Consider the following 13006-nt stretch of genomic DNA (forward strand, 5'->3'; position numbering starts at 1 on the left):
CCCGCGCCCCGGCGGGGCGCGGTTACGCTGCCCGGCGTTGCATGGTCTCCGCGCTGTGCATCGATCCTGATACGCCCAGGTCCGTCAGGATCGCCGCCGTCGCCCGGTGGGCCGAGTGCAGCGCTCCCTGGACCGTGCTGGTGTCCCGGTGGTCGCCGCAGACGTAGAGGCCTGCCAGGAGGCGGACCGGGCGGCGGAGGTCGTGCGGGGGGCGCATCGCCGGGATCGCCTCCGGGGTGTGGTGGACGGCCAGGGTCTCCCAGCGGTGCGTCGACGTGCCGTAGAGCCGGGCCAGGTGCATACGGACCGCCGTGTCGATGCCGGAGGGCGGGGTGCCGAGGACCGTCGAGGAGATCAGCGCACGGCCCTGCGGGGCCCGGCTCGGGTCGATGTTGCTGACGACCGAGGTGTGGGAGACGGGCCCGCCCCGGTCGGCGTCGAGGAGGAGCGACGTGCCCGTGGTGAGCGCCGCCGGTTCGTCCGTCGTGTGGTGGACCACCGTCACCTGGTGGAAGTCCGGGACGCGCAGGCCGGGCAGCAGCTCGGCGGCGGCCCGCGCGTCCGTCGCCAGCAGCACCGCCCGGCAGTGGATCTGGCCGTGTTCGGCCGTCGTCACCGACGTCGTCGAGACCGAGGTGACCCGTACGCCCGTGTGTACTGTGCCGGGAGGGAGGGCGCGGGCGAGGAGTTCCGGGAGGACCTCGGCGCCCCCCTCCGGCACGCACAGCCGGCCGCTCGCGAAGGAGCGCAGGGCGAGGTCGGCGCAGCGGCTGGACGTCGTCAGCTCCGGGTCGCAGAGCAGGGCCGCGAGCAGCGGGCGCAGGAAGCCGTCGATCGTCCGGGCGGGCACCCCGCGCTCCGCGAGGGCGTCCGCGGCCGGGAGTTCGGGGCGGGCGAGGATGCGTTCCACAGGTGTGGTGGCGATCCGGCCCAGCGCCGCGCCGAGCCGCGCCTGGTCGACCGCGCCGCCCATCGGCGCGGTCGCCCGCGCGGGTGACACGGCCGAGCCGCCCCTGGGGGCGCTTGCCAGGGCGCGCACCGCGTGCAGTGCGCCCCTCGCGCTCCCGCCGCCCGCCGGAGCGCCCGCCCGGTGCCTGCGCCCGTCGCGATGCAGCAGTACGCCGGGCGCGAACCGGCGCAGAACCAGTGCGTCCAGTCCCGGCGCCAGCCGTAGCTCCGGGTAGGACGTGGAGAGGAGCTGTCCTATCCGGTCCAGCCGGAAGCCATCGACCTTCTCGGTCGACATACGGCCGCCGGCGTAAGGGGCGGCCTCCAGGACCGCGGTCGTTACTCCTGCGCTGTTCAGCCGATGAGCCGCGGAGAGCCCGGCGATACCGGCTCCCACGATGACGACGTCCGCCTGGTACGCGGGCTCATGCACGAGGCCCCTCCTCGATTGCGCGTCCGGTGGAGACGTGATGCCCCCAACCAGCTCCGGGGATACCCGAGTTCGGGTCGAGGTTAGGGCGGTGACCGGTCAAGGGCAGTCGCGCATGGACAGAGCACGGTCGCACACCGGTCGCATACGGTCACATGTGTTGTCAGGCCGCGCGAATCGCGTCCTCGATGCCCGGGAACGCGAAGGTGAACCCCGACTCCAGCAGCCGCTTCGGCACCACGCGCTGACTGCCCAGCACGTCCCCCGCCATCTCGCCGAGCGCCAGCCGCAGCGCCGCGGAGGGGACCGGGAAGAGCGCCGGACGGCGCAGCACCCGGGCCATCGCCGCGGTGATCTCACGGTTCGTCAGGGGGTGGGGCGCGGTGAGGTTGAAGGGGCCCGCCAGACCTTCGGCGTCCATCAGGAACCTGATCGCGGCCACCTCGTCGTGCAGCGCGATGTACGACCAGTATTGGTGCCCGTCGCCCAGCCGGCCACCCAGGCCCGCCTTGAAGAGCGGGAACAGCCGGGCCCAGGCCCCGCCCCCGCGGGCGACCACCAGGCCCGTGCGGACGAACACCGTCCGTACACCCGCCTCCCGCGCCGGGGCCGCCGCCTCCTCCCACTCCACGCACAGCGACGGCAGGAAGCCGTCCCCGGGCGGCGCGTCCTCGTCGACGACCCGGTCGCCCGTGTCGCCGTAGAAGCCCATCGCGCTGCCGCTCACGAACACCCGCGGCGGCTCTTCCAAGGCGGCCACGGCCTCCGCGAGCGCGGCCGTGCCGAGGACCCGGCTGTCCCGGATCTCCCGCTTGTAGGCGGCCGTCCAACGCCGGTCGCCGATCCCGGCCCCGGCGAGGTTCACCACCGCGTCGCACCCGGCCAGCCCGGCCGTGTCCACGTACTGCCCGCCTGGGTCCCAGCAGACCTCGTCGGCGCCGTGGGCCGCGCGCCGCACCAGGCGCACCACCTCGTGCCCGTCCGCCCGCAGGGAGCGCACCAGGGCGTTGCCGATCAGACCGGACGCACCGGCCACCGCGATACGAGAGCGTTCCATGGTTCCCAGCATGCCGGGCCCGGCACCCGAAAACCCGTGGGCCCCGGGTGTCGCCCGACTTAGGGTGACTCCATGCCGGAACCGTACATACGCACCGCCCTGCCCGACGACGACGAGGAACTCTGCGCCCTCGACCGCGCCACCTGGTCGTATCTGCACGCCGTGCTGCCCGAGCCGCAGCCGCCGTACGACCCCTTCTTCAGTGAGCGCCACGCCCCCGAGGACACCCTGGTCGCCGAGCTCGACCGGCGCATCGTCGGCTACATCCGTCTCGGCTTCGGCCACAAGATCGCCTCCAACGCGCACGTCCGGCAGATCCAGGGCCTCGCGGTCGCCGAGGAGGCCCGCGGCCACGGGGTCGCCCGCGCGCTGCTGCGGGCGGTGATGGAGGAGGCCCGCCGCCGTGGCGCCCGCCGGATCCGGCTGGGCGTCCTCGCGCACAACGCCCCGGCGCGCAGGCTCTACGAGTCGGAGGGCTTCGCCGTCGAGGGCGTGCTGCCGGGGGAGTTCCTCCTGGACGGCCAGTACGTCGACGACGTCATCATGGGCCGGGCGCTGTGACCGTCAGGACGTGATCAGCTCGCCGGTGTCGACCGACGACGTGGCGTTCGCCCCGCGCGTGGCGTCCGAGGCCACCTCGTCGGCCGTCAGGACGTACCCCGTCTCGTTGTCCGACGTGGACCGGGCGAACACCACGCCGTACACCTCGCCGCCGGTGGTCAGCAGCGGGCCGCCGGAGTTGCCGGGGCGGACCGTGGAGCGGATCGAGTAGATCTCCCGGGTCACGGTGGCGTCGTTGTAGATGTTCTGCCCGGTGGCCGGCACCTTGTTCGCCACCGTGGCCGCCTGCAGGTTCAGGTCGCCGTCCTGGGGATAGCCGGCCACCACCGCCGAGTCGCCGCGCGACGCACCGGTGTCGAACCTCAGCACCGGCGCCCGCAGCTGCGGCACGTACAGCACCGCCACGTCCCGGTCCGGGTCGAAGAGCACCACCCGCGCCTCGTACGACGTCCCGACCCCGCCGATCCGCACGCTCGGGTCGGTGATGCCGGCCACCACGTGGGCGTTGGTCATCACATGCTCCGGCGCGTACACGAACCCGCTGCCCTCGCGGCCCTGGGAGCCCGAGACACCCTCGATCTTGACCGTGCTGCGCTTGGCCGCATTCGTGGCGGCCGCCGTGACGCTGTCGCCGGTCGGCCTGGCGACCTGCGCCGTCGACTCGTTCTCGAACGGGTTGAAGACCTGCGGGAAACCCGCCTCCGTGAGCGCCGAGGTGGCCCGCGAGAACCAGGCCGGAGTGGTGTCCGGCATGGTGTCCTGGACCGCGCCGAGCAGCTTCGAGTCCCGTATCGCCGTCGTCACCGCGGGCGACGAGGACGCGCCGAGCACGCTCGCCGCCACCCAGGCCACGATCAGCACCGCCACCGAGTTGGCCGCCGCCCCGCCGACCCCGTCCGCCACCCGGAGCGGCCCCTGGTCCAGCTCACGGCGCAGCCGAAGCGCCAGCCGCCCCGCCAGCTCGTGCCCGAGCACCGCGGGCACCAGCACCGCCAGCACCGCGACCACCGTCGCCGTCGCCGTGCCGCGCGTGACCAGTTCCATCACCCACGGCAGCACCCACACGCCGATGACCGCGCCGCCCACGAACCCGGCCAGCGAGACACAGCCGGCCACCAGCCCGCGCCGGTAACCGGACGCCGCGTAGCCGAGGACCACCAGTACGAGCACCAGGTCGAGCAGGTCCACGAAGCCGCCTTTCTCTCGGTGCCCTTAATACGGTCCGGACAGGTCCGGTGATCAGTCGACGCGCGCGAGAACCCCGGGAACCCGCCACGCGTGCGTGTACCCCCTGAAACGCCTCGGACCGGGACCTTGGTTCCACCAGGTGGCACAGCACACATCGCGGGCGGAGTGGATCAACCCGAGAGTGGGTGCCATGCGTGTCTTCCCCAGAGCAGGGCGGCGCAGCGGAATCACCGTCCTGACGCTGCTCGGCTGCCTGCCCGGCTTCGCCGCCGTCCTCGCGCTGGTGCTGTGCGTCCAGGGCGCCGACCGCCCCGTCGCGATCCACCTCGCCGCGCCCGCGCCCGCCAGCCCCGCCACCCGCTACCGGGCGCCCCGGCCGCGTATCGTGCCGCGCTCGGTCTGGCTGGACGCCACCGTCCGCCGCAACCAGCCGCCGCCGCGTTACGACGACAAGGTCGTCGCCGTCTTCGTGCACCACACCGACTCGCCCAACGGCTACGACTGCGCCGAGGTGCCCGAGATCATCCGCCGCCTCTACACCGGCCAGACCGGCGACCGTGCGTGGGACGACATCGGCTACAACTTCCTCGTCGACCGTTGCGGCACCATCTACGAGGGCCGCGCGGGCGGCGCCGAACGGGCGGTCACCGGCGCCCACACCCAGGGCTTCAACCACCGCACCGCCGGTATCGCCGCCCTCGGCACCTTCACCGCCGGGGTCCCAGTGCCGCGCGCCATGACCGACTCGATCGCCGCCGTCGCCGCCTGGAAGCTCGGCCTGGCCGACATCGACCCCCGCGCCAGGACCCGCCTGGTCTCCAGCAACGGGCTCAGCCGCTTCCGGGAAGGCACCGTCGTCACCCTGCCCGCCGTGGCCGGCCACCAGGACGGCTACCGGACCAACTGCCCCGGTGCCGCCCTCACCGCCCGCCTCCCCGAGATCAGGGAGGCGGCGGCCCGGCTGCAGGGCAGGGTGCCGGCGGGAGCGGCCACCGCGACCCCGACGGGACCGCGCACGGCGACCCCGGCGAGCACACCCGCGGCGACCCCGGCGACCCCGGTGCGAACGCCCCCGGGAACACCGGTGAAAACACCCCTGAGGGCGCCCGTGAAGGCGTCCACAGGAATCCCATAGGTGGCACGCAGGCAGCTCAGATCCCCGCGTCCTAACGTCATGGACAACACAAGCCGACTGGAGGCGGGGATCATGAACAGCAGTCGTACCGAAGCCCGCAAGGACACCAAGGGGACCACGGAGAAGGACGGTTGGGCCAGGTCCGCACGCGGCCCCTGGGCCGTGGTCTGCGCGGTCGCGACGGTCGTCCTCGGCCCGGCCGCGGTCACCGCGTCCGCCCTCGACCAGGCCAACGCGGCGCCCATGCACCACCCGGTCAAGGCCGAGCAGACCCAGGCGTACATCCCGTCGGACGTGACCCGGCGCCGCACCGCCTAGCACTCACTCCTTGAAGCGCTCCCAGAGTCTGGGGAACCGCTCCGCGAGCGCCCGCTCGTCCTCGAAGTCGACCGGGGTGCCCTCCGGTTCGGAGGGCGCGGGGGCGATGCCCAGGTCCGGGGCCACGGTCCCGGTGAGCTGCTCGTACGCCTCGTCCGCCGCGTACCCGAGCTCCTCGCCGTCGCCGTCGATCTCCTCGTCGAAGTCGCCCAGCGACTCAGCCAGCCCGTCCGGGTCGTGCACGGCGCCCTCGAACACCTCCCGGCCCTGGCCGATCAGCCAGCACCGGAAGAAGTCGAACGCGTCGTCGCTGGCCCCGTCGAGCAGCACCCACGCGGCACCCCACAGGTCCCAGCGGTAGGCGCGGTTGTAGCGGGCCTCGAAGTGACGGGCGAAGTCCAGCACCATGTCCGGGTCCAGCTGGAGCAGCCGTTCCACGAGCAGATCCGCCTGGTCCTCGGGGTCGCCCTCGGCGGCCTCGCGGGTGGCGTCGATCAGCTCCCAGAACTCCGTCTCGTCCATCACGGGTCAAGCATCGTGCCTGGGCGCCGGGGGCGCACGCGGAGTGGTGCGGATTGTTATCCACCGTCACCCGCCGGTGGGTACAGCCCCGCCAGGCGCCGTGCGTCCGCCGCGAAGCGTGCCCTCAGCCCCGGCGGCGCGAGCACCTCGGCCTCCGGCCCGAGCGCGGTCAGCTGACCGTGCGCGACCTCCTCGCTCTCCACCGGCAGAGTCACCGTCACCCACCCCCGCCCGTCCGGGGTACCGGCGCCCGCGACCGCCTGCCGCGCGGCCACCGGATCGACGGCGTACGACAGCCTGCGCACGCCGACCGCCGACAGCCGCACCACCACCTCGGCGTGCAGGATCGACCGCGCGAACTGCTCCGCCCGCCGGTCCCAGAACCCCGGCAGGTCGAACTCCTCGTCCCGATGGAACCGCTCGTCGCCGGCCTCGACCGAGCGGAACCGGTCGATCCGGTACACCCGGTAGGAGTCGGTCTCCGCGACCCGCGCGCACAGATACCAGACGCCGGCCTTCAACACGAGCCCGTACGGCTCCAGCTCCCGCCGAACCTCCGACTCCCCGCGCCGGTAGTACGCGACGACCCGCCGGTCGTCCCACACCGCGCCGGCGACGGCCGGCAGCAGCGCGGGCGTCCCGGGCTCGGCGAACCAGTTGGGCGCGTCCAGATGGAACCGCTGGGCGGCGGCCCGGGACGCGTCACGCAGCGACGGCATCAACGCGGCGGACACCTTCAGCCGGGCGGCACTGGCGGCGTCCTCCAGTCCCATCTCCCGCAACGCCACCGGCACCCCGCTCAGAAACAGCGCCTCGGCCTCACTCCGCCCCAGCCCCGTCAGCCCCGTCCGATACCCCCCGACCAGCCGGTACCCGCCCCCGCGCCCCCGGTCCGCGTACACCGGCACCCCCGCCTCCGACAGGGCCTGCGCGTCCCGCATCACGGTCCGCTCGGACACCTCCAGCTCGGCGGCCAGTTCACCGGCGGTCATGGCGGACCGGGACTGGAGCAGAAGCACCATTCTGATCAGACGGGCGGCGCGCATGCCTTCATGATGCCGGGGCCCACCGACAAGGAAGGGGCACGGCGGCCGCCGTACCCCTTCACCCTCACCGGACCTCGGTGCCTACAGCCCGTACTCCTCCCGGGCCTCCTTCACCGACGTCGCCTTCACCTCGCCGCGCCTGGCCAGCTGGGCCAGGGCCGCGACGACGACCGACTCCGCGTCGACACCGAAGTGGCGGCGGGCCGCGTCCCGGGTGTCGGAGAGGCCGAAGCCGTCGGCGCCCAGGGAGGAGTAGTCCTGCTCGACCCACTGCGCGATCTGGTCCGGGACCTGACGCATGTAGTCGGAGACGGCCAGCACCGGGCCCTCGGCGCCCTGCAGCGCCTGACGGACGTACGGCACCCGCTCCTCGCCACGCAGGAGCGCGGCGTCCGCCTCCATGGCGTCACGGCGCAGCTCCGTCCAGGAGGTGGCGGACCAGACGTCGGCCGCCACACCCCACTCCTCGGCGAGCAACCGCTGCGCCTTCAGCGCCCAGTGGATCGCCGTACCGGAGCCGAGCAGCTGGATGCGCGGGGCGTTCGCCACCACCGAGAGCCCGGCCGACTCCGCCGTGTTGAAGCGGTACAGGCCCTTGACGATGCCCTCGTCGATGCCGAGACCGGCCGGCTTCGCGGGCTGCGGGAGCGGCTCGTTGTAGACGGTCAGGTAGTAGAAGACGTTCGGGTCCTCGCCCGGGGCCGGCTCGCCGTACATACGGCGCAGACCGTCCTTGACGATCGTCGCGATCTCGTAGGCGAAGGCCGGGTCGTACGACAGGGCGGCCGGGTTGGTCGCGGCGATCACCGGGGAGTGGCCGTCGGCGTGCTGGAGGCCCTCGCCCGTCAGGGTCGTACGGCCGGCGGTCGCGCCGACCAGGAAGCCGCGGCCGAGCTGGTCGCCGAGCTGCCACATCTGGTCGGCCGTGCGCTGCCAGCCGAACATCGAGTAGAAGATGTAGAACGGGATCATCGCCTCGCCGTGCGTCGCGTACGCGGTCGACGCGGCGATGAAGTCGGCCATCGAACCGGCCTCGGTGATCCCCTCGTTGAGGATCTGGCCGTTCTCGGCCTCCTTGTAGTACATCAGCTGGTCGCGGTCGACCGGCTCGTACGTCTGCCCCTTGGGCGAGTAGATGCCCAGCGAGGGGAAGAGGCTCTCCATACCGAAGGTGCGCGCCTCGTCCGGGACGATCGGCACCCAGCGCTTACCCGTCTCCTTGTCGCGGACCAGGTCCTTGACGAGCCGGACGAAGGCCATCGTCGTCGCCACGTTCTGCGAACCGGAGCCCTTGTCGAAGGAGGCGAACGCCTTGTCGTCGGGGGCCGGGAGGGGGGCCAGGGCGTGCGTACGGCGGGCCGGGGCCGGGCCGCCGAGGGCCGCCCGGCGCTCCTGGAGGTAGCGCACCTCGGGGGAGTCGGCGCCGGGGTGGCCGTAGGGCACCTTGCCGTCGACGAAGTCGCTGTCCCTGATGGGCAGTTCGAGCAGATCACGCATCGTCTTGAACTCGTCCACCGTCAGCTTCTTCATCTGGTGGTTGGCGTTCTTCGACGCGAAGCCGTCGCCGAGGGTGTGGCCCTTGACGGTCTGGGCGAGGATCACGGTCGGCGCGCCCTTGTGGTCCAGGGCCGCCTTGTAGGCCGCGTAGACCTTGCGGGCCTCGTGACCACCGCGCGAGAGGTGGAAGCACTCGATGATCTTGTCGTCGCCGATCAGCTTCGCCATCTCGGCAAGCGCCGGGTCCTTGCCGAAGAAGTCGGCGCGGATGTAGGCGGCGTCGCGGGTCTGGTACGTCTGCACCTGCGCGTCCGGTACCTCACGCAGCCGCCGTACCAGCGCACCGGTGGCGTCGAGTGCGAACAGCTCGTCCCACGCCGTGCCCCACAGCGACTTGACGACGTTCCAGCCGGCGCCGCGGAACTGGGCCTCCAGCTCCTGCACGATCTTGAAGTTGGCGCGCACCGGGCCGTCGAGGCGCTGCAGGTTGCAGTTGATGACGAAGGTGAGGTTGTCCAGGCCCTCACGGGAGGCCAGTGCGAGGGCGGCCGTCGACTCCGGCTCGTCCATCTCGCCGTCACCGAGGAACGCCCAGACATGCGAGGACGAGACGTCCTTGATGCCGCGCGCCGTCAGATAGCGGTTGAAACGGGCCTGGTAGATCGCCGACAGGGGGCCGAGGCCCATGCTCACCGTCGGGAACTCCCACAGCCAGGGGAGGCGGCGGGGGTGCGGGTACGACGGGAGACCGTTGCCGCCGGCCTCCTGGCGGAAGTTGTCGAGGTGCGCCTCGGTCAGCCGGCCGTCGAGGAAGGCGCGGGCGTAGATGCCGGGGGAGGCGTGGCCCTGGATGTAGAGCTGGTCACCCGACCCGTCCGCCTCCTTGCCCTTGAAGAAGTGGTTGAAGCCGGTCTCGTAGAGCCACGCCGCGGAGGCGAAGGTGGCGATGTGGCCGCCTACGCCGTGTTTGCTGCCCCGGGTGACCATCGCGGCCGCGTTCCAGCGGTTCCACGCGGTGATCCTCCGCTCCATCTCCTCGTCGCCGGGGACGGCCGTCTCGGCGGCGGTGGGGATGGTGTTGACGTAGTCCGTCTCAAGAAGCTTCGGCAGCGCGATGCCGCCCGCCTCGGCGCGCTCCAGCGTGCGGCGCATCAGGTATGCGGCGCGGTGCGGCCCGGCCTCCCTGGCCACGGCGTCCAGCGAGGCCTGCCATTCGGCGGTCTCCTCCGGATCCCGGTCCGGGAGCTGGTCGAGCGCGCTCGGCTGGATGGCGTTGGGGTCGGTCATGTCGCCGCCTTCCTCAGTCGAAGGGGGTTCCCTCATCGGTAAGGGTTCGGGGGTGCCCTTGGTCTTTGGCAGGACAGGGCAGCGGACTTCGGTGGAAGTCCGTCGGTGACTCTAACTCTCTGATCGATGATCGATCAAAGGGTTGAGGGGCAAAACTTCTCGATTCCGAGAAAGTCGGCACGGGGTGCCCCCGGCGGTGGCACCGGGTGACGTGAGCTGACCGGCGTTTGCGCAGGTGAGGCGGTGTTTGAGCGGGGGTGCGCTCTTGTGCGGGGGAGGGGGGCCGGAGGCGGTGCTCGCCGCAATCCCCCGACAGCTCACGGCCTCGGCGCGCACCCCAGCACATGGGCCTTCACGATGTCCGCGATTCTCGGGTCGCGGCGCTGGAACGCGGCCACCAGTTCCTGGTGCTCCTCGGCGTACGACTGCTGGACCGTCCCCAGCCAGCGGATCGACAGCGCCGTGAAGACCTCGATGCCCAGGCCCTCCCAGGTGTGCAGCAGCACCGAGTTGCCGGCCGCCCGGACCAGCTCGCGGTGGAAGCCGACCGTGTGGCGGACCTGCGCCGTGCCGTCGGTGTTCCGGTCGGCCTCGTAGAGCGCGGCGACATGCGGTTCGAGCGCCGAGCAGTCACCCGCCAGCTTCTCCGCCGCCAACTCCGCCGCGATCGCCTCCAGGCCGGCCCGCACCGGGTAGCTCTCCTCCAGGTCGGCCGCCGTCAGGTTCCGTACCCGCACGCCCTTGTTCGGCGCCGACTCGATCAGCCGCAGCGACTCCAGCTCCCGCAACGCCTCCCGCACCGGCGTCTGGCTGACCTCCAGCTCGGTGGCGATCCGCCGCTCCACGATCCGCTCGCCCGGCTTCCAGCGCCCGCTGACGATTCCCTCCACGATGTGCTCGCGGATCTGTTCGCGCAGCGAGTGGACGACGGGCGCGGTCATGGGAGCTCCTTAAGGGCGTTTGACGCTTAGACAATAAGCCCGGACTGCCTTTCAGGAAGGGCGCACGGGGGCGCTTTCATGCAGGTGAGACGAGACTTACACGCTTCCCGGCCGTGTGGACCAGGGTGAGACGACGGTGCCCCGTCCGGAGCAGCTCCGGACGGGGCACCGTAGAACCCTCGGGGGATCAGAGGCCGAGCTCGACCTCGAACTCGCCCGCCTCCAGGATCGCCTTGACGGCCGTCAGGTAGCGGGCCGCGTCGGCGCCGTCCACCAGGCGGTGGTCGTAGGACAGGGTCAGGTACGTCATGTCGCGGACGCCGATGACCGTGCCCTCCTCCGTCTCGATGACGGCCGGACGCTTGACCGTGGCACCGATGCCGAGGATCGCGACCTGGTTCGGCGGCACGATGATCGTGTCGAACAGCGCGCCGCGCGAACCGGTGTTGGAGACGGTGAAGGTCGCGCCGGACAGCTCGTCCGGGGTGATCTTGTTCGCCCGGACCTTGCCCGCCAGCTCGGCGGTGGCCTTGGCGATACCGGCGATGTTCAGGTCGCCCGCGTGCTTGATGACCGGGGTCATCAGGCCCTTCTCCGAGTCCACCGCGATACCGACGCTCTCGGTGTCGAAGTAGGTGATCGTGCCCTCGTCCACGTTGATCCGGGCGTTGATGACCGGGTGGGCCTTCAGCGCCTGGGCGGCGGCCTTGACGAAGAACGGCATCGGGGAGAGCTTGACGCCCTCGCGGGCCGCGAACGCGTCCTTGGCCTGGGCGCGCAGGCGCATCAGGCGGGTCACGTCGACCTCGACGACCGAGGACAGCTGGGCCTGCTCGTGCAGCGCCTTGACCATGTTGTCGCCGATGACCTTGCGGATGCGGGGCATCTTGACGGTCTGGCCACGGAGCGGGGAGACCTCGAGCTTCGGGGCCTTCTTCGCACCGGCGGCCGGAGCGGCGGCCGCGGGGGCCGGGGCAGCGGCGGCGGCCTTCGCGGCCTCGGCGGCGGCGACGACGTCCTGCTTGCGGATACGACCGCCGACGCCGGTGCCCTTGACGGAGGCCAAGTCGACAGCGTTCTCGGCGGCGAGCTTGCGCACCAGCGGGGTGACGTAGGCGCCCTCGTCGACCGGAGCGGCAGGAGCCGCGGCCGGGGTGACCGGGGCCGGAGCCGTCGGCGCGGGGGCCGGGGCGGCCGGGGCGGGAGCGGCGGCGGCCGGGGCGGGAGCGGCGGCGGCCGGGGCGGGAGCCGGAGCAGCCGGGGCGGGAGCCGGAGCAGCCGGGGCGGGAGCCGGGGCCGGAGCAGCGGCAGCCGGAGCCGGGGCGGCCGGGGCGGGGGCCGGGGCAGCGGGGGCGGGAGCCGGAGCGGCGGGGGCCGGGGCGGCCGCCGGAGCGGCACCCGGGGCGCCGATGACGGCGAGCTTGGCGCCGACCTCGGCGGTCTCGTCCTCGCCGACCACGATCTCAAGGAGCACACCGGCGACCGGCGCGGGGATCTCGGTGTCGACCTTGTCGGTGGAGACCTCGAGCAGCGGCTCGTCCTCCGCGACCTCCTCGCCGACCGACTTCAGCCAGCGGGTGACGGTGCCCTCGGTGACGGACTCACCGAGCGCGGGCAGGACCACGTCCGTGCCGGAGGCGCCACCGGCCGGAGCGGCGGGGGCCTCGGCGGCGGGGGCCGGGGCGGGGGCGGCGGGGGCCTCGGCCACCGGGGCCGGGGCGGGTGCAGCGGTCGGAGTCGGCTCGGCGGCCGGGGCCGGGGCGGCCGGGGCGGGCGCGCCGGTGCCGTCGTCGATGATCGCCAGCTCGGCGCCCACCTCGACGGTCTCGTCCTCGGCGACCTTGATCGAGGCCAGCACGCCCGAGGCGGGGGCCGGGATCTCGGTGTCGACCTTGTCGGTCGACACCTCGAGCAGCGGCTCATCGGCCTCGACGCGCTCACCCTCGGCCTTCAGCCAGCGGGTGACGGTGCCCTCGGTGACGCTCTCGCCGAGCGCCGGAAGGGTTACGGAAACCGCCATGGTTTCGGTTGCTCCTTACGAATTGCGGAAGTCTGAGTCGTCGCGTGTGTCGACCG

At 72.6% G+C, this 13006-nt stretch carries 11 protein-coding genes; 3 read left to right on the top strand and 8 right to left on the bottom strand.

All coding sequences use genetic code 11. The features are described 5' to 3' along the window. Window positions 1-22: 22 nt before the first annotated feature. Window positions 23-1381, bottom strand: a complete 1359-nt coding sequence (locus ABTY98_RS25925; protein WP_352223364.1) for an NAD(P)/FAD-dependent oxidoreductase — start codon at window positions 1379-1381, stop codon at window positions 23-25. Between the two features lie 160 nt (window positions 1382-1541). Then, on the bottom strand, window positions 1542-2435 hold the full coding sequence (locus ABTY98_RS25930; RefSeq protein WP_352223365.1) for a TIGR01777 family oxidoreductase: 894 nt from the start codon (window positions 2433-2435) through the stop codon (window positions 1542-1544). A gap of 72 nt (window positions 2436-2507) precedes the next feature. Between ABTY98_RS25930 and ABTY98_RS25935 the strand changes: the two genes are divergently transcribed. Then, window positions 2508-2996, top strand: a complete 489-nt coding sequence (locus ABTY98_RS25935; RefSeq protein WP_352223366.1) for a GNAT family N-acetyltransferase — start codon at window positions 2508-2510, stop codon at window positions 2994-2996. Window positions 2997-2999: 3 nt separating this feature from the next. Here ABTY98_RS25935 and ABTY98_RS25940 read toward each other — a convergent pair whose 3' ends face one another. Continuing rightward, window positions 3000-4184, bottom strand: a complete 1185-nt coding sequence (locus tag ABTY98_RS25940) for a MarP family serine protease (protein ID WP_352223367.1) — start codon at window positions 4182-4184, stop codon at window positions 3000-3002. A gap of 190 nt (window positions 4185-4374) precedes the next feature. Here ABTY98_RS25940 and ABTY98_RS25945 point away from each other — a divergent pair, with 190 nt between their 5' ends. Beyond that, window positions 4375-5319: a peptidoglycan recognition protein family protein gene (locus ABTY98_RS25945; RefSeq protein WP_502994350.1), complete on the top strand. Its 945-nt coding sequence runs from the start codon at window positions 4375-4377 to the stop codon at window positions 5317-5319. A 72-nt stretch (window positions 5320-5391) separates the two neighbouring features. Further along, window positions 5392-5637, top strand: coding sequence for a hypothetical protein (locus ABTY98_RS25950; protein WP_352223430.1), 246 nt, complete (start codon window positions 5392-5394; stop codon window positions 5635-5637). Window positions 5638-5640: 3 nt separating this feature from the next. Here ABTY98_RS25950 and ABTY98_RS25955 read toward each other — a convergent pair whose 3' ends face one another. The 5 genes from ABTY98_RS25955 to sucB all read right to left on the bottom strand — a co-directional run bounded on the left by ABTY98_RS25955 (window position 5641) and on the right by sucB (window position 12950). Next, entirely contained in the window at window positions 5641-6159 is a 519-nt protein-coding gene (locus ABTY98_RS25955) for a DUF4240 domain-containing protein (protein ID WP_352223431.1), read from the bottom strand. A gap of 56 nt (window positions 6160-6215) precedes the next feature. Then, the gene (locus ABTY98_RS25960; protein ID WP_352223368.1) at window positions 6216-7205 is read right to left on the bottom strand and encodes a helix-turn-helix transcriptional regulator; all 990 of its coding nucleotides are present in this window, start codon (window positions 7203-7205) and stop codon (window positions 6216-6218) included. Window positions 7206-7286: 81 nt separating this feature from the next. Further along, entirely contained in the window at window positions 7287-9989 is a 2703-nt protein-coding gene (aceE, locus tag ABTY98_RS25965; RefSeq protein ID WP_352223369.1) for a pyruvate dehydrogenase (acetyl-transferring), homodimeric type, read from the bottom strand. A 317-nt stretch (window positions 9990-10306) separates the two neighbouring features. Then, the gene (locus tag ABTY98_RS25970) at window positions 10307-10930 is read right to left on the bottom strand and encodes a GntR family transcriptional regulator (RefSeq protein WP_352223370.1); all 624 of its coding nucleotides are present in this window, start codon (window positions 10928-10930) and stop codon (window positions 10307-10309) included. 187 nt (window positions 10931-11117) lie between these two features. Continuing rightward, on the bottom strand, window positions 11118-12950 hold the full coding sequence (gene sucB / locus ABTY98_RS25975) for a 2-oxoglutarate dehydrogenase, E2 component, dihydrolipoamide succinyltransferase (protein ID WP_352223371.1): 1833 nt from the start codon (window positions 12948-12950) through the stop codon (window positions 11118-11120). Window positions 12951-13006 lie beyond the last annotated feature (56 nt).

Source organism: Streptomyces sp. NPDC096040 (assembly GCF_040303265.1).
In the GTDB taxonomy this organism is placed as follows: domain Bacteria; phylum Actinomycetota; class Actinomycetes; order Streptomycetales; family Streptomycetaceae; genus Streptomyces.